This window comes from Dermabacter sp. (genome assembly GCF_032550575.1).
Lineage (GTDB): Bacteria > Actinomycetota > Actinomycetes > Actinomycetales > Dermabacteraceae > Dermabacter > Dermabacter hominis.
In genome coordinates this window covers 98,329-119,400 of the sequence record NZ_JAWFZC010000004.1, presented here as the reverse complement: position 1 = coordinate 119,400, position 21,072 = coordinate 98,329, and the positions used below count along the sequence as shown (strand labels likewise).

General features: G+C 62.3%; 17 protein-coding genes and 1 tRNA gene. 14 read left to right on the top strand and 4 right to left on the bottom strand.

Annotated elements, in window-relative coordinates:
• Positions 1–5: 5 nt before the first annotated feature.
• On the top strand, positions 6–1,205 hold the full coding sequence (gene galK / locus E6X30_RS05895) for a galactokinase (RefSeq protein WP_316335879.1): 1,200 nt from the start codon (positions 6–8) through the stop codon (positions 1,203–1,205).
• 7 nt (positions 1,206–1,212) lie between these two features.
• Here galK and E6X30_RS05890 read toward each other — a convergent pair whose 3' ends face one another.
• Positions 1,213–2,259, bottom strand: coding sequence for an adenosine deaminase (locus E6X30_RS05890; RefSeq protein WP_316335878.1), 1,047 nt, complete (start codon positions 2,257–2,259; stop codon positions 1,213–1,215).
• 2 nt (positions 2,260–2,261) lie between these two features.
• Positions 2,262–3,485, bottom strand: coding sequence for a pyridoxal phosphate-dependent aminotransferase (locus E6X30_RS05885; protein ID WP_316335877.1), 1,224 nt, complete (start codon positions 3,483–3,485; stop codon positions 2,262–2,264).
• A 206-nt stretch (positions 3,486–3,691) separates the two neighbouring features.
• Here E6X30_RS05885 and E6X30_RS05880 point away from each other — a divergent pair.
• The 5 genes from E6X30_RS05880 (at position 3,692) to rplA (ending at position 6,130) form a co-directional block, all read left to right on the top strand.
• Positions 3,692–3,764, top strand: a tRNA-Trp gene (locus tag E6X30_RS05880).
• A gap of 71 nt (positions 3,765–3,835) precedes the next feature.
• Complete coding sequence (gene secE, locus E6X30_RS05875) at positions 3,836–4,099, top strand: preprotein translocase subunit SecE (RefSeq protein WP_034372185.1); 264 nt, start codon at positions 3,836–3,838, stop codon at positions 4,097–4,099.
• Between the two features lie 28 nt (positions 4,100–4,127).
• Positions 4,128–4,892 carry a transcription termination/antitermination protein NusG gene (gene nusG, locus E6X30_RS05870; protein ID WP_193433707.1) on the top strand — a complete coding sequence of 255 codons (765 nt, stop codon included), beginning with the start codon at positions 4,128–4,130 and terminating at the stop codon, positions 4,890–4,892.
• Between the two features lie 81 nt (positions 4,893–4,973).
• Positions 4,974–5,405: a 50S ribosomal protein L11 gene (gene rplK / locus E6X30_RS05865; protein ID WP_016664000.1), complete on the top strand. Its 432-nt coding sequence runs from the start codon at positions 4,974–4,976 to the stop codon at positions 5,403–5,405.
• A gap of 5 nt (positions 5,406–5,410) precedes the next feature.
• Positions 5,411–6,130 (top strand): 50S ribosomal protein L1, encoded by a 720-nt coding sequence (gene rplA, locus E6X30_RS05860; RefSeq protein WP_016664001.1) that lies wholly within the window; start codon positions 5,411–5,413, stop codon positions 6,128–6,130.
• Positions 6,131–6,213: 83 nt separating this feature from the next.
• Here rplA and E6X30_RS05855 read toward each other — a convergent pair whose 3' ends face one another.
• Positions 6,214–7,797: an oligopeptide:H+ symporter gene (locus tag E6X30_RS05855; RefSeq protein WP_316335876.1), complete on the bottom strand. Its 1,584-nt coding sequence runs from the start codon at positions 7,795–7,797 to the stop codon at positions 6,214–6,216.
• A gap of 364 nt (positions 7,798–8,161) precedes the next feature.
• On the opposite strand from E6X30_RS05855, the gene E6X30_RS05850 reads away from it, so the two are divergent.
• Complete coding sequence (locus E6X30_RS05850) at positions 8,162–9,343, top strand: Gfo/Idh/MocA family oxidoreductase (RefSeq protein ID WP_316335875.1); 1,182 nt, start codon at positions 8,162–8,164, stop codon at positions 9,341–9,343.
• Positions 9,344–9,436: 93 nt separating this feature from the next.
• On the opposite strand, the gene adhE is transcribed toward E6X30_RS05850, so the two are convergent.
• Complete coding sequence (gene adhE, locus E6X30_RS05845) at positions 9,437–12,052, bottom strand: bifunctional acetaldehyde-CoA/alcohol dehydrogenase (RefSeq protein WP_316335874.1); 2,616 nt, start codon at positions 12,050–12,052, stop codon at positions 9,437–9,439.
• Between the two features lie 679 nt (positions 12,053–12,731).
• Here adhE and rplJ point away from each other — a divergent pair.
• From rplJ to rpoB, 7 genes are all read left to right on the top strand, one after another.
• A complete protein-coding gene (gene rplJ / locus E6X30_RS05840) occupies positions 12,732–13,247 on the top strand; it encodes a 50S ribosomal protein L10 (RefSeq protein WP_016664005.1) in 516 nt (171 codons plus the stop codon).
• Between the two features lie 117 nt (positions 13,248–13,364).
• Complete coding sequence (rplL, locus tag E6X30_RS05835) at positions 13,365–13,751, top strand: 50S ribosomal protein L7/L12 (RefSeq protein ID WP_061211095.1); 387 nt, start codon at positions 13,365–13,367, stop codon at positions 13,749–13,751.
• 145 nt (positions 13,752–13,896) lie between these two features.
• Positions 13,897–14,751, top strand: a complete 855-nt coding sequence (locus tag E6X30_RS05830; protein WP_016664007.1) for a hypothetical protein — start codon at positions 13,897–13,899, stop codon at positions 14,749–14,751.
• Positions 14,752–14,766: 15 nt separating this feature from the next.
• Entirely contained in the window at positions 14,767–15,543 is a 777-nt protein-coding gene (locus E6X30_RS05825; RefSeq protein ID WP_141740594.1) for a hypothetical protein, read from the top strand.
• A gap of 16 nt (positions 15,544–15,559) precedes the next feature.
• Positions 15,560–16,363 (top strand): hypothetical protein, encoded by an 804-nt coding sequence (locus E6X30_RS05820; protein WP_316335873.1) that lies wholly within the window; start codon positions 15,560–15,562, stop codon positions 16,361–16,363.
• 50 nt (positions 16,364–16,413) lie between these two features.
• Positions 16,414–17,199 carry a hypothetical protein gene (locus E6X30_RS05815; protein ID WP_316335872.1) on the top strand — a complete coding sequence of 262 codons (786 nt, stop codon included), beginning with the start codon at positions 16,414–16,416 and terminating at the stop codon, positions 17,197–17,199.
• A 307-nt stretch (positions 17,200–17,506) separates the two neighbouring features.
• The gene (gene rpoB / locus E6X30_RS05810; protein ID WP_259915168.1) at positions 17,507–20,992 is read left to right on the top strand and encodes a DNA-directed RNA polymerase subunit beta; all 3,486 of its coding nucleotides are present in this window, start codon (positions 17,507–17,509) and stop codon (positions 20,990–20,992) included.
• Positions 20,993–21,072 lie beyond the last annotated feature (80 nt).

Below are 21,072 nucleotides of genomic sequence, written 5' to 3'. Positions count from 1 at the left end.
GAGGCATGACTGAACTGCATGCTGCTCCCCGTGACGTTGAGGCAATCGACAAGGCTGCCCGCGAGTTCCGCGAGGCCTTTGGCGGCGATCCGGAAGGCGTGTTTTCTGCGCCCGGCCGAGTGAACATCATCGGTGAGCACGTCGATTATCAGCAGGGGTTGTGCGTCCCGATGGCGATCTCGCATCGCTGCTTCGTCGCGGCACGCCGCACTTACGCGGGCGTCGTGCGGATGCGGTCCGTGCAGTCAGGCGAGACGGTCGAGGCGCCCGTTGCGACTCTCGCCCCGGGGGCCGTCGAAGGCTGGGCTTCCTACGTCGCGGGGGTCGTGTGGGCGCTCGCGGAACACTTCGAGGACGAAACGCCGTGCGGCTTCGACCTCTTGATCGATGGCTACGTTCCCCTCGGCGCCGGCCTCAGCTCGAGCGCAGCTCTCGAATGCGCGGTCGCGGCCGCGATCGATGAGCTGTGCGAGCTTGGGACTACTCCCCACGACCGTATTCGCGCGGCGATCAAGGCGGAAACGCAGTTCGCTGGTGCGGCAACCGGCGGGCTCGATCAGTCGGCGTCGATCCTGTGCGAGGAAGGGCACGCCATCGTTCTCGATTGCCGAGACTTTTCGACGACGTCGGTCCCGTGGGATCTCGCGGGACAGGGCCTCGAGCTGCTCATTATCGACACGCGGGCTCCTCACAGCCTCGTGGGCGGCGAGTACGCGGAGCGCAGGGCGCAAGCGGAGGCGGGGGCGCGTGCGCTCGGCGTGGACAGTCTGCGTGACGTGCCGTTCGAGCGGGCTTTGGATGCGTGCGAGGGCCTTACCGATCCCGTCGTGCAAAAGCGCAGTCGCCACATCATTCACGAGATCGAACGCGTGCGCGAATTTGCCGCGGCGCTCGAGGCGGGCTCGATCCGCGACAACCTCGAGAAGATTTCCGGACTGCTCAACGCCTCGCACGATTCGCTTCGAGATGATTATGAGGTCACCGTTCCCGAGCTCGACGTCGCCGTCGATGCGGCGCGCGCGGCGGGGGCGCACGGCGCGCGCATGACCGGCGGCGGCTTTGGCGGGAGCGTGATCGCTCTCGTCGATGCGGAAAGGGTGGAGGCCGTCGCGGACGCGGTGGCACGCGCATTCGCCGAGCACTCGTTCGCCGCCCCGGCGTTCTTCCTCGCAACGCCGAGCCGCGGCGCGGGCCGAGACCGCTAAGACGCGCTCAAGCCGCGCCTTCGTACCACTCGCGCACGCGTTCGAGCTGCGCTGCCTTGTGCGCGTCGCTCATGCGCGAGGCGCGGATTGATCCGGCGGCGAGATCGGCGATTTCCCGGTCGCTCATGCCCATTGCGCGCACGGCTTGGTACTGGGCGAGAAGGCGCGAACCGAAAAGGAGCGGGTCGTCCGCGCCGAGGGCGATCGTGGCACCGGAGCGTGCGAGCTGCGGTACGGGCACATCGCCGATATCGCCATACACGCCGAGGGAAACGTTCGACGCCGGGCACACTTCGAGGGCAATGTCGCGCTCCACGAGTGTGTCGAGCAGTCGAGGATCCTCGATCGCGCGCACGCCGTGGCCGAGGCGGGTGGGCCTCAACGCCTCGACGACCTCGTGGATGTGCGGCGGGCCGAGGAGCTCGCCGCCGTGGGGCATCGCGGCGAGGCCCCCGTTGTGGGCAATTCTGAACGCACCCGCAAACGCACTCGTATCCCCGCGCCGCTCGTCGTTGGACAGACCGAATCCGATCACGGTCCCCGCATGCTTGACGGCAAGGCGGGCGAGGATGCGGGCATCGAGCGGGTGGCGCATGCGGCTCGCCGCGACGATGATCCCCATGGAGATTCCGAGGTCGCGCTCGATCGCGCGGGCTTCGTCCACGATGATCTCGATTGCGGGGGTAATGCCGCCCACGAACGGTGCGTAACTCGTGGGATCAATTTGCAGCTCGAGCCGTACGGAGCCCTCGGCGAGATCATCCTCGGCGGCCTCGCGAAGGAGGCGGCGCATAATCGTCTCGCTGTTGACGACGGTGCGTGCGGCGTCGTAGAAGCGCTGGAAGCGGAACCAGCCGCGCGCGCTCGGCTCGACCTTGAGCGCGGTCTGTTCGGTGAGCGTGCGCGGCAACCGCAACTTCTGTGCGGCCGCGAGCTCCTGCAACGTGTCGTGACGCATCGAGCCCGTGAAGTGCAGGTGCAGGTGAGCCTTGGGCAGCGCGCGCAGGTCTCGCTTGCCTTCGCGATTGGGGTGTGGATTTCCGACGGTTGCCATGGCTAGCCGAGCACCTTCTGAAGTCGAGCAACGCCCTTCGCCAGGTCTACGTCGGAAAGCGCATAGCTGAGGCGGAGGTGACCCGGCGCATCGAAAGCCTCCCCGGGCACGAGTGCAACCTTGGCGCGCTCGAGGATGAGTGCGGCGAGTTCGGCCGACGTGGTGACGCGCGTGCCGTCGATCTCGCGCCCCAGAAGGCCCGTGACATCGGGGAAGGCGTAGAACGCCCCGCGAGGAGTCGGCAGCGTGAGACCTTCGATCTCGCTGAGCATGTCGACCATCGTGCGGCGTCGCCGATCGAACGCTTCACGCATTGTGTCGAGCGGTTCGGTGGGGCCCGTCAGCGCGGCGATGGCGGCGCGCTGGGCAACGTTGTTGACGTTCGAGGTCAGGTGGCTTTGGAGCCGCGCAACGCCCTGGGCGATGTCCGGCGGAGCGATCAACCAGCCGACGCGCCAGCCGGTCATGGCGAACGTCTTGGCGACGCCGTTGACGAGGATCGTGCGATCCTCGAGCTCGGGCACCACGTCAAGGATCGAATGGAACGTCGCGCCGTCATAGACAAGGTGCTGGTAAATCTCATCGGAGAGCACCCACAGATCGTTCTCGAGTGTCCAACGCCCGAACTCTTCCACCTGAGCGCGGCTCATGACCGCCCCCGTAGGGTTCGACGGTGAACACAGCAGCACGACCTTCGAACGCGGCGTGCGGGCGGCCTCGAGCTGCTCGATCGAGGGGATATAGCCCTGGTCGGCGCCCGCGCGCACGGCGATGGGAACTCCGCCCGCAAGCCGAACTGCCTCCGGATACGTTGTCCAGTAGGGCGCTGGCAGGATGGCTTCATCGCCCGGATCGAGGAGCGCTGCGAGTGCTTCGTATACGGCCTGCTTCCCGCCGTTGGTGACGATGATGCGTGAGGCATCGACGCGAACGCGGTCGCTCTCAAAGGTCTGGTGCGCGATCGCCTCCTTGAGCTCTGGAAGGCCGGTCGCGGGGGAGTAGCGGTGATTCTTTGGATCGCGAGCGGCGGCGATCGCAGCTTCGACGATGTGTTCGGGCGTGGGGAAATCCGGCTCGCCAGCGCCGAAGCCTATGACGTCTTCTCCTTGCGCGGCGAGAGCCTTCGCCTTCGCGTCAACGGCGAGAGTGGCCGACTCAGCGATCGATGTGAGGCGCGCAGAAAGGCGCCGTTCGTGCGGTGTGGAGGTGGAGTCATCGAAGCTCATAGATTCGATCTTGTCAGAAAAAGCAGAGCGTCGCGTGAAACCCGTGCGTCACGCGCCCGCAAAGGACGCCAGCGCCTGATTCAAGCCGAGTGCGTCACACAATCGCGATAAGGGCCCTCGTGACTAGACCGCGGCGTTCAATTGCCCTATGATCGTATCTGGCCCTTTTTGAGGGCTTCGCTCCTCGGGCAGTGCTCGTGAAGCACAGGGCAGTGGCGCAATTGGTAGCGCAACGGTCTCCAAAACCGTAGGTTGCAGGTTCGAGTCCTGTCTGCCCTGCTTTTTCTTTAAGCGGTAATCCCCAGCGCCCGATCGACACGTTGCCGACGTCGAGATGGAGAAGGAAAACGATGAGCGTTCACCCCGAGACCGACCCCACTCGTGGCGACTTCGAGCAAGAGTCGACCATCGGCACGAAGAACCCCTTCAAGGCGTGCTGGATCTTCCTCCAGCAGGTTTTCACGGAACTGCGCAAGGTTGTCACGCCGACCGGTCGCGAAATGGTCACCTACACGATTGCGGTTGTCGCGTTCGTCGTGTTCATGATCCTTCTCGTGTTCGGCATGGACTTCGTGTTCGGCTCGCTCACGCGCGCACTGTTCACGGCGCACTGAGATTTTCGAGAGTAAGGAAACGATACTCGTGGCAGAAGATATGCACGACGACCTCGCAAACGAGGCCCTCGACACCACCCCGGAAGTGGCCGACGCCCCCGAGAGCGGCGAAGCTCCCGAAAACGCAGCGCCCGCGGAGGAAGCCGAGGGCGCAGAGGCCCCCGTCGTTCTCGACGAAAACTCGGAGAGCGCGGTTGAGGATCCGGTTGTGGCCCTCAAGCGTCACCTGCGTTCCGCACCCGGCGAGTGGTACGTCATCCACTCCTACTCGGGTCACGAAAATCGTGTGAAGACCCAGCTGCTCACGCGCACCGAAACGCAGGACATGGAGGATTACATCTTCCAGGTCGAGGTGCCCATGGAGGATGCGACCGAGGTCAAGAACGGTCAAAAGAAGATCGTGCGCCGCGTGCGCATTCCCGGCTACGTGTACGTGCGCATGGATCTCACCGAAGCTTCGTGGCGAGTGGTGCGTGACACCCCGGGCGTGACCGGCTTTGTGGGAAACAGCACCGATCCTGTACCTCTCTCGTTCGATGAGATTTACTCTCTGTTGGCGCCGTCGGTCAACCTCCCCGAGAAGAAGAAGTCCTCTTCTTCCAAGGCCAAGGAAAAGGCCATCCCGGCGTTCGAGGTGGGCGAGTCCGTCACCGTCATGGACGGCCCCTTCGAAACGATGCCCGCCACGATCGCGGACATCGACAACACCAACCAGAAACTTCGGGTTCTCGTGTCGATCTTCGGCCGCGAGACCCCGCTCGAGTTGGGCTTCGAGCAGGTCGCCAAGATCTGAAAACGCCCGCCCGCACTCGCGGGACCGTAGTGGGAGGGTGCCGAACGGTATCCGCCCGAACCACGACAAGAAGGAAGAGCAATGGCTCCCAAGAAAAAGGTCGCGAGCATTATCAAGCTCCAGATCCAGGCTGGACAGGCGACGCCTGCTCCGCCGATCGGCCCGGCACTCGGTGCCGCCGGTGTGAACATCGTTGAGTTCACCAAGGCCTACAACGCCGCCACCGAAAGCCAGCGCGGCAACATCGTCCCGGTTGAGATCACCGTGTACGAGGATCGCTCGTTCACGTTCATCACCAAGACTCCGCCCGCTGCACGCCTCCTCCTCAAGGCCGCAGGCCTTGACAAGGGCTCACCCGTGCCCCACACCCAGAAGGTGGGCAAGGTGACCATGGAGCAGGTCAAGGAGATCGCGCAGACCAAGATGCCCGATCTCAACGCAAACGATATTGACGCCGCCGCGAAGATCGTGGCTGGAACCGCGCGTTCCATGGGCATCACGGTGGAGGGCTGATCCAAATGGCAAAGAAATCAAAGGCATTCCAGGACGCCGCCGCACTCATTGAGGAAGGTCGCCACTACGCGCCCCTCGATGCCGTGCGCATCGTCAAGAAGTCCGGTTCCAAGAAGACCGACTCGACCGTTGAGGTCGCCATGCGCCTGAGCGTTGACCCCCGCAAGGCGGACCAGATGGTGCGCGGCACCGTCAACCTCCCGCACGGCACCGGTAAGACCGCCCGCGTCATCGTGTTCGCGACCGGCCCCCAGGCCGAGGCAGCACGCGCCGCAGGCGCCGACGAGGTCGGCGACGACGACCTCATCGAGAAAGTTGCAGGCGGCTGGACCGACTTCGACACCGCCGTGGCAACCCCGAACCTCATGGGTAAGGTGGGCCGCCTTGGCCGCGTGCTCGGTCCCCGTGGCCTCATGCCGAACCCCAAGACCGGCACCGTCACGATGGACACCGCGAAGGCTGTCAGCGACATCAAGGGCGGCAAGATCGACTTCCGCGTTGACCGTGCTGCCAACCTTCACTTCATCATCGGCAAGGCCTCGTTCACCGAGAAGCAGCTCGTGGAGAACTACGTTGCAGCTCTCGAGGAGATCCTGCGCCTCAAGCCGGCGAGCTCGAAGGGCCGCTACATCTCGAAGGTCACGATGTCCACGACCTTCGGTCCCGGTGTTCCGATCGACGTGAACCGTACGCGCAACCTCACCGAGGAGACCGACGAGGCCTGAGCCTCGAAGCTCCCGGAGAGCACAGCATAAAAGAGTGGGCCCCGCGCAATGCGCGGGGCCCACTCTCGTATAGGAGGGTGCGATTACTTCGCGACCTTCACGCCAACCTCACGCGCTCCACTGAGCTCGCGCTGATCGACGTCGTCCATCTTCGACTGCACCCAGGGGGCAATCAAGAACATAATGATCGCCACGACGACGGTCACGGCACCGAGGCCGTAGTAGTACACGGCGTCACCGAGGTTTGCCCTCTTCACCTGGTCGATAATCACCGACGTGAGACCCATGCCGACGCTCGGCGCAAGGTACCAAAGGGTCATGGTTTGCGAGGCAAACTGCTTCGGTGCGAGCTTGGTCGTCACCGAGAGGCCCACGGGGTTCATGCACAGCTCGGCAACCGTCTGCACGACGAACACGAGGCCCAGGTACCAGAACGGGGCGAGCATGCCCGCACCCGGCCACGTTCCGAAGCCGTAGCCCATGAGCAATGCCGACAGCGCGATGATGACGAGAGAAAGTGCGAACTTTGCGGCCGTGTTCGGGAACTTGCCCTTGCGGCGTGTGAAGATCCACGCGATCACCGGCGAGAGCAAGAGCACCGCGGCGGGGTTGATGGACTGGTAAACCTCGGGGGAGAGGTTCAGTGCGCCGATCGTGCGGTCCGTGTTGTTCTCGGCGAAGAAGGCCATCTTGCCGGCAGCCTGCTCGAAGATCACGACGAACAGAACCTGGCCGACCCAGAGGGGCAGGAATGCGCCAAGGTGCGTGCGCTCCTGTGCGGTGACCTTCGGGCTCTTAAACATCGTGAGGAAGTAGTAGGCGCTCATGATCAGAGCGAAGGTGAACAGCGAGTAGGCGATCGCCGAGTGAAGCTCGCCGAGGAGGGCATTGAAACCGAGCACCAGGAGTGTCGCGACGACGACAATGCCGAGGCCGCCGAGGGCGAGACGCGCGCCTTCACCCTTCTGGAGCGGGTTCGGGATGCGGTAGGCGAACTCGCCGAGCTTGTGGCGGCCGTAGAAGAACGACACGAGTGCAAGCGCCATGCCGACGGCAGCGGCGAGGAAGCCGACGTGGTAGCCGAAGTGGCCGCGCAGGAAGCCTACGATCAGCGGGGCAACGAGCGAGCCGACGTTCACCGACATGTAGAAGTACTGGAAGCCAGCATCGCGCCTCGGGTCGTCCTCATCGTAGAGGCCGCCCACGATTGTCGCGAGGTTCGGTTTGATGAGGCCCGTACCAATAGCGATGCAGATCAGGCCCGACCATGAGGTGATCGCGGCCGGGAACGCGAGCAGCACGTGGCCGAGCATGATGACCGATCCACCGATGAGGCCAGAAATCCACGGGCCGAGGATGCGATCGGCGATGATGCCGCCCGGGATTGTCATGAGGAGCACCGCGGCGCCGTAGGCGGACACGATGACCTGTCCCGCGGTATCCGAAAGACCGAGACCCTGGTTAGCAGCGACATCGGTGAGGAAGTACAGCAGGATCGCGCGCATGCCGAACCAGCTAAAGCGCTCCCACATTTCGACCTGGAGCATCCAGGGTAGGCCGCCAGGGTGACCGATGAAGGACTTATCGTTCTTGGAGGGACCCGTGCGTAGTTTTGAGGGCCGGTACTTGTATACCGCTGAATCTTGTGCGGTCGGATTGGTCGTCATCGATAAATCCTTGCTGTGTCGTTCCTATCAATCGCGTATCGCGGGGGCCAACCGGCGCACGGTGTGTGGCCGGGCTGCGCGGGATATGCGCCACACCCATGACATCAGACGAACGGGACGCCCGCAGGCTCAGGAGACGGGTGCAGGAGACGTAGTTTTATGCGTAATCCGGTTGCCCGGATCGGTAAGAGATGTAGGGACCTAGGGCACGATAGCGGTCGAAGGCGCGCCCGCCTCTCACGCCACGGCTGCTGAGCTCGCGCCGTGTGATTGGGTACTGTTAGTGGCCAAGGCCACGTAATCGGTGCGTCGTGGGCTCGCCCAGTGAAGGCTGCGCCTGCACCGCTGTTGAAAGGGGCTCTCGTTGACTCAGAACGCCGATCTACGAGTAGGAGTGGTGGGTTTTGGCGCTCGTGGCGCTCTGGCGCGTCACGCGCATAAACCGGGAGAGGGAGCCCGCGTCACGGTCGTCGCGGATCCCACCGAGCGAGGCAAAAAGAAAGCGCGCGAGATCATCGGCGAGGACGTCCACACGGTGAACACCGTCGGGGATATTCTGGGCAGCCACGACGTTGATGCGGTCATGATCCTCGCGCCCGACGACCTACACGCCTCGATCGCACTCACAACGCTCGGGGCGGGTATACCGACGTTTTCCGAAAAGCCCATGGCGATCTCTGTCGAGGACACCGATGCGATGTTAAACCTCGCCTACGAGAAGCGCACGCGGCTTTACGTGGGCCACAACATGCGCCATATGCCGGTGATCCGCCAGATGAAGGACATGATTGATGCCGGGTTAATCGGTCGCGTGCGTGCCATTTGGTGCCGGCATTTCGTGGGGGCCGGCGGCGACTTCTACTTCAAGGATTGGCACGCCGAGCGTGCGCGCGCGTTCTCGCTCTTGCTGCAGAAGGGCGCTCATGACATCGACGTCATTCACTGGCTCGCCGGTGGCTACACCCGCCGGGTTTCCGGTATCGGCGGCCTCGAGGTTTACGGCGACATCGAGGACCGACGCGATAACTCCGATCGCATTATGTGGGACTGGTTCGATGCGGACGTCTATCCGCCCTCGAAGCAGAGGGAACTCAACCCCATAATCGACGTCGAGGACATCTCGATGATCCACATGACGCTGGACAACGGCGTCTATGCCTCGTACCAGCAGTGCCATTTCACCCCGGATTACTGGCGCAACTATACGGTCATCGGCGACGAAGGGCGGATCGAAAACATGGGCGACAGCGCCGGGGATCAGATCTACCTGTGGAACTCGCGCCACTCGGGTGCCGCTCGCCCGGATCAGGTGGAGGTGATCGCGAGGGCCGACGGCGGCCACGGCGGTGCTGATCCACGGCTCATCAATGAATTCCTCGAATTCGCGAGGAACGGTGGCCGTACGGATGTGTCGGTGATTGCCGCGCGCGAGGCGGTCGCCACGGGCGTGTACGGCGCTCGTTCGATCCGCGCGGGTGGGCAGATGCTCGAGGTTCCTCCCGTGCCCGCGAACATTCGCGAGTATTTCGACTCGGGGCAGGCCTAGCCGAACGACGCACAAACGGTGCCGAGGCAGCGAGGAGGGGTGGCCCCGCCAAGCGGAGCCACCCCTCATACCGTTGCGGAGGAAATGCCGTGCTTACTTCGCGTGCTTCTCGCTGTAGTCGAGTTCACCCTCAAAGGCGTCGCGGATGAGCGCCTTGAGTTCGCTCACGAGAGGCTGCTTCGGGTTTGCCGGCGTGCACTGGTCCTCGTAGGCGCGATCGGCAAGGGTGTCGATCGTCTTTTCGAGGTGCTCGAGCGTCGCGCCGTTCGCCTTGAGCGACATGTCGATGCCGATGTCCTCGGCGAGCTCGGTGACGGCCTTGACGAGCGAGGCGACGCCTTCCTCCGTGGTCTTTGCCGGGAGGTTGAGTGCGCGGGCAATCTCGGCGAAGTCCTCATCGGCACGGAACGACTCGTACTTCGGGAAGAGCGCGTGCTTCACGGGCTTCTTCGCGTTGTAGTTGATGACGTGCGGGAGGAAGATCGCGTTCGTGCGGCCATGCGCGAGGTTGAACTCGGCGCCGACCTTGTGCGAAAGCGAGTGCACGATACCGAGGAAGGCGTTCGCGAAAGCGATGCCCGCCATGGTGGAGGCATTGTGCATGTTCTCCTTGGCCTCGCGGTCGCCCTCGAGGACCGACTTGCGGAGGTTCGCGAAGATCATCTGGACCGCGCGGAGCGAGAGGCCCTTCGTGTAGTCCGAAGCCATCGTCGAGACGTACGACTCGATCGCGTGGGTGAGTGCGTCCATGCCCGAGTCAGCCGCCGTGCGGGCGGGGACGGTGTCCACGAACTGCGCATCGGCGATGGCGACGTCGGGAAGAATCGCGTAGTCGGCGATCGGGTACTTCACGTGGTTCTCGGAGTCGGTGATGACCGCGAACGGGGTGCACTCTGAGCCGGTGCCCGAGGTCGTTGGGATCGCGACGAAGCTTGCCTTTTCACCGAGCTTCGGGAAGGTGTAGGTGCGCTTGCGGATATCGAGGAACTTCTGCTTCATGCCGAAGTAAGAAGCGTTGCCGTCCTCGTAGAACATCCACATACCCTTCGCGGCGTCCATTGCGGAGCCGCCGCCGAGGGCGATGATCGTGTCGGGCTTGAACTGGTTCATCTGCTCGACGCCGCGGAACACGGTGTCGGAGCTCGGGTTGGGCTCGACGTCCGAGAAGATCTGGTACTGGATTGGGTTGCGGCGCTCGCGAAGCTGCTCGAGAACGATGTCGACGTAACCGAACTGGACCATGCCCGGGTCGGTCACGATGAAGGCTCGGTTGATACCTTCCATGTCGCGCAGGTACTGGGTGGAGTAGCGCTCGAAGTAGGTCTTCGGAACCTTGAACCACTGCATGTTGTTACGACGCTCCGCAATTCGCTTGATGTTGATCAGATCGATGGCCGACACGTTGCGCGACACCGAGTTGTGGCCGTAGGAGCCGCAGCCGAGGGTGAGCGAAGGGATGAGGCCGTTGTAGATGTCACCGATGCCGCCCTGCGAGCTCGGGGAGTTGACGACGATGCGGCACGCGCGCATCGCGATGCCGTACTCGCGCTCCTGCTTCTCGTCGCTCGTGTGGATGACGGCGGTGTGGCCGAGACCGCCGTGTTCAAGAAGCTGATCGGCGAGATCGAAGCCCTCGGCAGCGTCCTTGACGACCTTGTAGCCGAGTACCGGCATGAGCTTTTCCTGGCTGAACGGGTGGTCTTTGCCCACGCCGTCGATCGGCACGAGGAGAACCTTCGTGTAGTCGGGAACGTTGAGTCCTGCGCCTTCGGCGATCTTGAGGGCGCTCGAGCCGACGAGTGCGGGGTTGACTCCACCCTTGTCGGTGATCATGAACTTCTCGAGCTTCGTGCGTTCGGTCTTGTTCAGGAAGTAGCCGCCGTACTTTTCGAATTCGGCAACGAATTCTTTGTTGATGTCGGTGTGAACGAGGACGCTCTGTTCGGATGCACAGATCATGCCCGAGTCGAAGGTCTTCGACAGCAAAAGATCGTTGACGGTGCGCGAAATCTTCGCGGTCTTATCGATGTACACGGGAACGTTGCCCGGGCCCACGCCGAGGGCGGGCTTGCCGGTGGAGTAGGCGGCCTTGACCATGCCCGAGCCACCGGTGGCAAGCACGAGGGCAACCTTGTCGTGGTTCATGAGCAGGCCGGTCGCTTCGAGCGAGGGCGTTTCGATCCACTGCACGCAGTTCTCGGGAGCTCCGGCCTCGACGGCAGCTTCGTACACGACGCGTGCGGCGTGGGCGGAGCTTTCCTGGGCGCTCGGGTGGAACGCGAAGATGATCGGGTTGCGGGTCTTCAGGGCGATGAGCGACTTGAAGATCGTGGTCGAGGTCGGGTTGGTCGTGGGCGTGACGCCTGCAATGACGCCCACGGGTTCGGCAACTTCAATCACACCGCGAGTCTTGTCCTCGTGGAGGATGCCGACGGTCTTGTCGTGCTTAATCGAGTTCCAAATGTATTCGGAGGCGAAGATGTTCTTGATGATCTTGTCTTCGTACACACCGCGCCCGGTCTCTTCGACGGCGTGCTTGGCGATCGCCATGTGTTGGTCCAGGGCAGCGAGGGCCGCCTGGTGCACGATGTGATCGACCTGCTCTTGTGTGAAGTCGCGGAACTCTTTGAGCGCGGTCGCGCCCTTGTCTGCGAGAGCGTCGATCATCGCCTGCGTGTCCGTATCGGGCGTAGCTTTGGCGTCTGCCATGAGCGTGTCCATCCTTTTCTGCGGGTGGAGTGAATAGAAAAGTACGTCGTTGTGACTCCAACCTACGTGGCTGCCGTGGTGCACTCAACAACGTTTGATAGCTGTCTAGATTAAGCAAAAGTGCAGGTCAGAGAGTTTGTTTGCGGAAGGTTGGGGGTGTGGTGTGCGGATCTGGAAATAGTGGGCCCGGACCAGCTTTGGTCTCGGTCACAAGCGCCAGTCTAGCGCTCTAGGGGTATAAGGTCCCCGAATGACCTGCATGTTCATTGAGACCATGAATACTGGGTGAAGTTGGACCTCGAGAGAGGGTGACGAGGCCGGAATGGAAGCGCGGTAACGTGCCGGTTAGGGTCCGACGGCAGCCGAAGGGATATTGGTCCCCATTTTTGAACTGTGGCCCGATTCACGTCGGCATGAAGTGCGGCTTGCTTGTGGGAGGGATCACCGCTCGTGGGGTTTCGCTGCCGCGGGTGTGGGGGTAAAGTTGATCTCACCGAAGACCGCCGGTCGTCGCCCTGCCATCAGGGGGACCGAAAGCTTTCACTGTGGTGAAACGGCCTGCGCAGGTGCTCAAGAAACGATACGCGCTATGTGCGTGCTCAAGCCTTGACCCTGCGGTCAAGGCTTTTTTCATGACTGAAGCTTTCAGGCCGGCCTCGAGACCTCTGGAAGGAGGGCCATGGCGAGGCCTGACAAGGCAGCTGCCGTTGCCGAGCTCACGGAACTGTTCCGCGAGTCGAGTGCGGCAATTCTGACCGAGTACCGCGGGCTGAGCGTTGACCAGCTCAAGACGCTGCGTCGTTCGCTCGGTGCCGACACTACCTACGCCGTGGTAAAGAACACGCTTGCTGCTATCGCGGCGCGGGAAGCTGGGATCGACGCCTTTGAGGGCGATCTCAACGGCCCTACTGCGATCGCGTTCATTAAGGGCGAGCCGGTCGAACCGGCTAAGGCTCTGCGTGACTTTGCCAAGGACAACCCCATGCTGGTCGTCAAGTCCGGTTACTTTGAGGGCAAAGCCCTCACGGCTGACGACGTTGAGAAGCTTGCCGATCTCGAATCGCGCGAGGTTCTTCTTGCCAAGACTGCCGGTGCTCTCAAGGCATCGATGTCGAAGGCTGTTTTCGTTCTCGCTGCGCCGCTCACCAAGACCGCGCGCACCGTGGACGCCCTGCGTGCCAAGAACGAGGGCTGAGGCTTCGAGTCTCATCCCGAGGCGTGATGCACGCGCTCGGCACAACCTTTTACACAAACACCCGGCGCACATGCGCCTGGCACCCTTAGGTGCCACTTGACAGGAAGGACTAGCCCCATGGCTAAGCTCACCAACGACGAGCTCATCGAAGCTTTCAAGGAAATGACCCTCATCGAGCTCTCCGAGTTCGTGAAGCAGTTCGAAGAGGTCTTCGACGTGACCGCTGCTGCCCCCGTTGCCGTTGCCGCTGCTGGCGGCGCTGCCGGTGGCGAAGCTGCCGCTGCTGAGGAGAAGGACGAATTCGACGTCATCCTCGAGTCGGTCGGTTCGGCCAAGATTGCCGTCATCAAGGAGGTGCGCGCTCTCACGGGTCTCGGCCTCAAGGAGGCGAAGGACCTCGTCGATGGCGCTCCGAAGCCGGTTCTCGAGGCTGCCTCGAAGGAAGACGCTGAGAAGGCCAAGGAGCAGCTCGAGGGCGCTGGCGCAACCGTCACCCTCAAGTGATTCCTGCGCTTTAGGCGCATTTCATAGCGAAAGGGTCGTCCCTGCCGGGGCGGCCCTTTTTGCTGCCAGCCCGAGGGTGTGAGGAGGCTCTCAAGGGCGGCTGGTAAGGTATGCCCGGACCTTGCCCCCTGCCCTAAGGACCCCCATGTCACGTACACGTCCCACGTTGACCCGCGCCGCGCGAGGCGTCGCCGCGCTGCTGCTTGCAACTTCCCTCGCAGCCTGCGGGGCGCTCGGGAGCAGCGTCGCTAAAAAGGAGGAAACCTCTCCCGCAGCCACCACTTCGAGCTCGAGTGGAGGATCTGCCGAGCCGAGCGAGGGGGCGAGTAGCGATCCAAGCGATACGTCGAGCGCCACGCCGGGGGGCACCTCCTCTGCATCTCCCACCGACGATGAAAGCGCCCCCGCAGCTCAAGGGGAGGAGCAGCCTGCCGGCAGCGTGGACAATCCCGCGACGTGGCTTGCGAACACTCCTTACGTTCCGCTCAAGGGCATCGAAGGTGTGACGGTCGATGTGCTGCAAGGCGGCCCATCCGGCGACGGAACATTCACCCTGAGCTTTACGTTCGAACATCCGAATGCATCGCAGAGCTGTGTGGACGCTGTGGCTAAATTGAACGAGTTTGAAGTTCCCATCCAGGGCATGGCTATTGCGAAGTACGAAGGTGACTTCGAGGCGTTGGATGAGACGGAAGGGGCAGCGACCGTGCAGTCAGCTGCGGTTGTGACCAAAGAGGACTTGAATCTCGGCGATGCCTATAACGACGTCATCAGTGAGTGTGCGAACACCCCCGGGGAGCCGAAGTCGGTCGTGGAAAAGCTTCCCGGGCACGACGGTATTCACGCCCGATTGGGGTCTGCGGACCTGCTAATTGTGTGTAAATCGCACGGCAATCGGCACGTCTGGATGATCCTTGCGAATGTCGAGCCTGAGCAAGCAAAAACATACATCGATGCCCAAATCGATCTTTTTGATCGCACTGTGACGAATGCCGCCTGACCGTAGCGAATTGTCATGAGCAACGCAACTGCATTCATATCTGCTCGCCGTTCAGGTATGTGGTTTTCGGGCCTCGCCGCTCTCGCCCTAGCCACATCGCTGACTGGGTGCGGAGCGCTTACCGATGCTGGACAGAACGACCAAGCGGGCTCCTCGTCGAACTCGCATAATGCAGGCGACAACGGGCAAACGAAGGGGAGCGGCGGGCGCGGCGTTCCCGACCGGAAAAAGCAGCCCGCGGGCAATCCCGATGATGTGAAGTCATGGCTTCTTACCGAGGAGCATCTGCCGGTGGACGGCATGAAACCCAGCGAGGTAGAAGTCGACAAAGAGGAGGGGGACTTCGAGCTGAGCTTCTCACTCGAGCACCCGAATATTTCAGCAGAATGCACAGACGCAGTCACCACGCTCGACAATGCAACGTTTACGTCCGAGGCTGTTGCGACCAGTGTGCTTCGAGGGCAGCCCGCTCCGGGCTCCGTCAATGCGGAGTCGATGATTAAGATTGTCGCGCTGACGACCCCCGACGACATGAACGTCATGGACTTCTACAACGATGTTGTGCAAAAGTGCGGAAATATCCAGGGCGCGCCCCCGGTCACCGTTGAAAAACCTTTTGGTGGTGAAGGGGTGCACGTCAAGCTTCCCGACGAAGAGTTCTTCCTCGCTGGAAAGTCCAGCGGCAAGCGCCATATCTTTGTCGTCATGTCCGATGTCGGTGATGACGAGGCCAAGGCCGTGATCGATGCCCAGATCGACCTTTTTGAACGCTCCGTAGGTAACGCAACGTAATGGCGAGGTGCTCCCCATGACTCAGACGATCTTTCCCACTGCTCTCTTGCGCCAGCGCGCGTGGGTTTCAGCCCTCGCCGCACTTGCCCTTGTCGGCGCTCTGGGCGGGTGTGGCGCGCTCAGTGCGAGGGAACAGGAAAAGTCCGACGCCTCCTCCACTTCCGCTGACTCTTCGGCGGGCGCAGAAAACTCCGGATCCTCAAGCAAGGGCGGAACGGGCAAAACCTCAGCCGGTGGAGTTGGTGAGCAAGAGGCGGGCGACGTGAACGACCCGGCGACGTGGATTCTGAAGCCCGAGAATACCCTCATCGATGGCGTCGAGGATTACGACCTCAAGACCTCGATTGAGGACTCAAGCGATCGAGACTTCACACTGCAATTTACACTCGGCGCCGAAGCCGCACAGATTCCCGAGTGCGCCGAGGTTTCGCAGAAGATCGAGAGCTTTCACGGCACTATCGCTCAAGGTGCGATTGCGACGTATAAAGGTGATATCGCACCTGTGACACCCGGCGAGGACGTGAGCATCAATGCTGCGACGGTCATCCTTGACGAGGAAACTGACGTGATGACGCTCTATAGCCAGGCGGCGAAGGCATGTGGCGATATCGGCGGGAAATTCGACGTGAGCGTCGAGCAGGTCGACGACCTTGACGTTGTTCACATCATGGCTGATGGAAAGCACTTCTATATTGGTGGGCGCTCCGCCGGCAAGGCGCAACTTTTCCTCTATGTTCAGGGCGTCGAAGAATCCCAAGCGGTCGCCTTCATCAAAGCTCAAGTAGACCTTTTCGATCGATCAGTGGACTCTGCCGGGTAGACATTTGTAGCGCCGAGGCCGGGTGTGCGCTTGGAAAGGACGTAGGTGTCGTGAAGTGCGTTGTCGCGAACGAACCTGGTCTTCTCACGGTTCGGAGGTTTTCCGTAGCGCTTGCCGTACTCGCCCTGACGCTGTCTGCATCAGGCTGTGGAGCACTGAAGAGCGTGGGCGCGGGTGGACAACCCGCACCCACGAGCGCTGTGCCGAGCGAGCAGCCGTCGGACCAAGAGCCTCCCGACGAGCCGGTGGGTGAGCCCGCAAAGTGGCTTCTCACGCCAGAGGACTCGGGCGAGTTGCTGATCCTTAGCGAGGTCGACATCACAACGGAGCGACCAGCCAATAAGCAGATATCTTTCCCTATTGAAATCCCCGACCCAAGCTACCTTGAGGCGGACTACAGAAAAGAATGCAAAGCGGCAGTGGAAGCGATGCAGGCACCGCAATCAGGCGTACACACAGTCGTGACAGCTGAATACACGGAAGACCCCGACTGGCAGGGGAGTGTGGGTGAACCCCCGAAGGCTCGGGTCATCGCGTTCCAGACCGACGAGGACGTCAATATCATGGAGGTTTTTCGCCTCCCGTGGGGAACGTGCCCCGACGAGCGAGGGGAGAAGCCGAGCTTCTACGAATACATCACCCCGGGCGGCGAAGATATGGACACGTTTGTGTACACGCACTTTTCCGACGGTGAAGGCATGCATTCGACCTCCTACTTCGGCGTAGTGTCCCGAGGAAAGAACCATATTTTCATCCAGGTAGACAACATCGACGCTCCGACCAGTGCCCCGTTCATCAAAGCGCAGATCGAAAAATTCAAGCGTGAAGCGGCGTGAGGAACCCCCGCACGTGCATCCAGGCGCGAACTTCCCACCGAGGCGACGTGCGCGGCTGTTGAGTCGATACGACCGGCCCACGCGGGACGGCTCGACTGCCGACGTGACCACAGTCTCGCCAGTTTTTTCGTGCGAGGTCTTGAGGGCGGAGCCACTCTCGCATACTCTTGAAACTTAGCGCCCGTGTTTCGTGCGCCCTTTTTCAACTCATTCGACTCATATAGCGGGGTTGGTCGTGAATGAGGGGCCGAAGCACATCGAGTCTATCGAAGCGTGTACGAGTCCTCATCCCGTGGAAGGATAACCCTTGGCTGCCTCGAGCACCGATTCTCACACCACTGCACTGCGCACCGCCTCGCCCCGCGTTACCTTCGCGAAGCTTGGCGATCCCATCGAAGTTCCCGATCTTCTTTCGCTCCAGACGAGCTCGTTTGACTGGCTGCTCGGTAACGAGCGCTGGCAGGAGCGCGCGGCCGAAGCAGAAGCGGCCGGACGCGAAGACGTCCCGCAGACCTCTGGCCTCGCCGACATTTTCGAAGAGATCTCGCCCATTGAGGACCTCGCCGGAAATATGTCGCTCTCCTTCAGGAACCACTCCTTCGAAGAGCCGAACTACTCGGTCGAGGAGTGCAAGGAAAAGGACCTCACCTACGCCGCCCCGCTGTACGTGACGGCGGAGTTCATGAACAACGAGACCGGTGAGATCAAGACCCAGACCGTGTTCATGGGCGATTTCCCGCTCATGACCGACAAGGGCACGTTCATCATCAACGGCACCGAGCGCGTCGTTGTCTCGCAGCTCGTGCGCTCGCCCGGCGTGTACTTCGAAGAGAGCATCGACAAGACGAGCGACAAGCACGTCTTTAGCGCGAAGGTCATCCCCTCGCGCGGCGCATGGCTCGAATTCGAGGTCGACAAGCGCGACCAGGTCGGTGTGCGCATCGACCGTAAGCGCAAGCAGTCCGTGACGACCCTCCTCCAGGCGCTCGGCATGTCCAAGAGCGACATCCTCGAGGAGTTCGGCGAGTTCGAATCGATGCGCGCCACGCTCGAAAAGGACAAGGTCGAGTCTCAGGACGAGGCCCTCATGGACATCTACCGCAAGCAGCGCCCGGGCGAACCGCCCAGCCGCGATGCCGGCGAGACGATGCTCAACAACCTCTACTTCAACGACAAGCGCTACGACCTCGCGAAGGTCGGCCGCTACAAGATCAACAAGAAGCTTGGTCTCGAAGGCCCGCTCAGCGAGAGCGTGCTCAACCTCGAGGACGTCATCGCGACGATCAAGTACATCGTTGCCCTCCACGCTGGCATGGACAGCATGGAAAACAGCTTCGGCACCGAGATCCGCGTGGAAACGGACGACATCGACCACTTCGGCAACCGTCGTATTCGCGCCGTCGGCGAGCTCATCCAGAACCAGGTTCGCACGGGCCTGTCCCGCATGGAGCGCGTCGTGCGCGAGCGCATGACGACCCAGGACGTCGAAGCGATCACGCCGCTCACGCTCATCAACATCCGCCCCGTGACCGCGGCGATCAAAGAGTTCTTCGGAACCTCGCAGCTCTCGCAGTTCATGGACCAGAACAACCCGCTTTCGGGCCTCACCCACAAGCGCCGCCTCTCGGCGCTCGGCCCGGGCGGCCTGTCGCGCGACCGTGCCGGCATGGAAGTGCGAGACGTGCACCCCTCGCACTACGGCCGCATGTGTCCGATCGAGACGCCGGAAGGCCCGAACATCGGTCTTATCGGTTCGCTCGCAACGTTCGCGCGCATCAACCCGTTCGGTTTCGTCGAGACCCCGTACCGCAAGGTTGTTGACGGTGTCGTGACCGACGAAATCGTCTACCTGACGGCCGACGACGAGGATCGCCACATCATCGCTCAGGCAAACGCCAAGATCGATGAGAACGGAAAGTTCCTCGAAGACCAGGTGCTCTCGCGTATGCCCGGTGGCGAGCCCGAGCTGATCGACCCGAGCGACGTGACCTACATGGACGTTTCGGCTCGACAGATGGTGTCGGTCGCAACCGCGATGATTCCGTTCCTCGAGCACGACGACGCGAACCGTGCTCTCATGGGCTCGAACATGCAGCGCCAGGCCGTCCCGCTCCTGCGCACCGAGATGCCTCTCGTGGGTACGGGTATGGAGCGTCGTGCAGCTGTCGACGCCGGCGATGTGATTGTTGCGGAGAAGGCCGGTGTGATCACCGAGCTCTCCGCCGACCTCATCACCGTCGCGGCGGATGACGGCACGAACCAGACCTACCGCATCGACAAGTTCCAGCGTTCGAACGCCGGTAACTGCTACAACCACCGCGTTCTCTTCGACGAAGGTGACCGCGTTGAGGCCGGCTCGGTCCTCGCCGACGGCCCCTCGACCGAAGACGGCGAGCTTTCGCTCGGTAAGAACCTCCTCGTGGCGTTCATGTCGTGGCATGGCCACAACTACGAGGACGGCATCATCCTGTCCTCGCGCCTCGTCCAGGACGACGTGCTCACGTCGATCCACATCGAGGAGCACGAAGTCGATGCCCGTGATACCAAGCTCGGTAAGGAAGAGATCACGCGCGACATCCCGAACGTTGGCGAAGACGTTCTCGCCGACCTCGACGAGCGCGGCATCATCCGTATCGGCGCCGAGGTTGTCCCCGGTGACATCCTCGTCGGCAAGGTCACCCCGAAGGGTGAAACCGAGCTGACCCCCGAGGAGCGCCTCCTGCGCGCGATCTTCGGTGAGAAGGCTCGCGAGGTGCGCGACACGTCGCTGCGCGTTCCCCACGGCGAATCCGGCACCGTGATCGGCGTGCGCGTGTTCGATTCGGAAGAAGATTCGGACATCCTCCCGACCGGCGTCAACGAGATGGTGCGCGTGTACATCGCGCAGAAGCGTAAGATCACCGACGGTGACAAGCTCGCTGGCCGCCACGGCAACAAGGGCGTCATCGCGAAGATCCTGCCCGTCGAGGACATGCCGTTCCTCGAGGACGGCACCCCGGTGGACATCATCCTCAACCCGATGGGTGTGCCCGGTCGTATGAACATCGGCCAGGTGATGGAAACTCATCTCGGGTGGGTCGCGAAGTCCGGTTGGGACATCGACGAATCGAACCCCGCCGCTAAGGATCTCCCGAAGGACGCCCTGCACGGTGAGCCCGGCACCCCGGTTGCCGTGCCCGTGTTCGACGGCCTGAGCGACACCGAGCTCGGCGCTCTCGTCGAGAACTACAGGCCGAACCGCGACGGCGAGCGCATGATCCGCTCGAACGGCAAGGCACGCCTGCTCGACGGCCGCACCGGCGAGCCGTTCCCGCACGAGATTTCGGTCGGCTACATGTACATCCTCAAGCTGCACCACCTCGTCGACGACAAGCTGCACGCTCGCTCGACCGGCCCGTACTCGATGATCACCCAGCAGCCGCTCGGTGGTAAGGCCCAGTTCGGCGGTCAGCGCTTCGGCGAGATGGAGGTGTGGGCACTCGAAGCCTACGGCGCCGCCTACGCCCTTCAGGAGCTCCTCACGATCAAGTCGGACGACATCACGGGCCGCGTGAAGGTCTACGAGGCGATCGTCAAGGGCGACAACATTCCCGAGCCGGGCATTCCCGAGTCGTTCCGCGTGCTCCTCAAGGAAATGCAGTCCCTGTGCCTGAACGTCGAAGTCCTCGGCGCCGACGGCCAGAACCTCGAGGTGCGCGACCGCGACGAAGACATCTTCCGCAGCGCGGAGGAACTCGGAATCAACCTGTCGAGCCGCCCGAACGAGGGCGCGATCAATATCGAAGAGGTCTGATCGATCGTCGGGGGAGGGTCCGACGATTGCCCAGCGACCGTCGGACCTTCATCCCCCGAAGATCTCAGCCCCAACCATTC

Bases quoted from the DNA above. Each gene is read 5' to 3' on its own strand.
- galK (WP_316335879.1), top strand. From the start codon at position 6: ATGACTGAACTGCATGCTGCTCCCCGTGACGTTGAGGCAATCGACAAG.
- E6X30_RS05890 (WP_316335878.1), bottom strand. From the start codon at position 2,259: ATGGCAACCGTCGGAAATCCACACCCCAATCGCGAAGGCAAGCGAGAC.
- E6X30_RS05885 (WP_316335877.1), bottom strand. From the start codon at position 3,485: ATGAGCTTCGATGACTCCACCTCCACACCGCACGAACGGCGCCTTTCT.
- secE (WP_034372185.1), top strand. From the start codon at position 3,836: ATGAGCGTTCACCCCGAGACCGACCCCACTCGTGGCGACTTCGAGCAA.
- rplK (WP_016664000.1), top strand. From the start codon at position 4,974: ATGGCTCCCAAGAAAAAGGTCGCGAGCATTATCAAGCTCCAGATCCAG.
- rplA (WP_016664001.1), top strand. From the start codon at position 5,411: ATGGCAAAGAAATCAAAGGCATTCCAGGACGCCGCCGCACTCATTGAG.
- E6X30_RS05855 (WP_316335876.1), bottom strand. From the start codon at position 7,797: ATGACGACCAATCCGACCGCACAAGATTCAGCGGTATACAAGTACCGG.
- adhE (WP_316335874.1), bottom strand. From the start codon at position 12,052: ATGGCAGACGCCAAAGCTACGCCCGATACGGACACGCAGGCGATGATC.
- rplJ (WP_016664005.1), top strand. From the start codon at position 12,732: ATGGCGAGGCCTGACAAGGCAGCTGCCGTTGCCGAGCTCACGGAACTG.
- rplL (WP_061211095.1), top strand. From the start codon at position 13,365: ATGGCTAAGCTCACCAACGACGAGCTCATCGAAGCTTTCAAGGAAATG.
- E6X30_RS05830 (WP_016664007.1), top strand. From the start codon at position 13,897: ATGTCACGTACACGTCCCACGTTGACCCGCGCCGCGCGAGGCGTCGCC.
- E6X30_RS05825 (WP_141740594.1), top strand. From the start codon at position 14,767: ATGAGCAACGCAACTGCATTCATATCTGCTCGCCGTTCAGGTATGTGG.
- E6X30_RS05820 (WP_316335873.1), top strand. From the start codon at position 15,560: ATGACTCAGACGATCTTTCCCACTGCTCTCTTGCGCCAGCGCGCGTGG.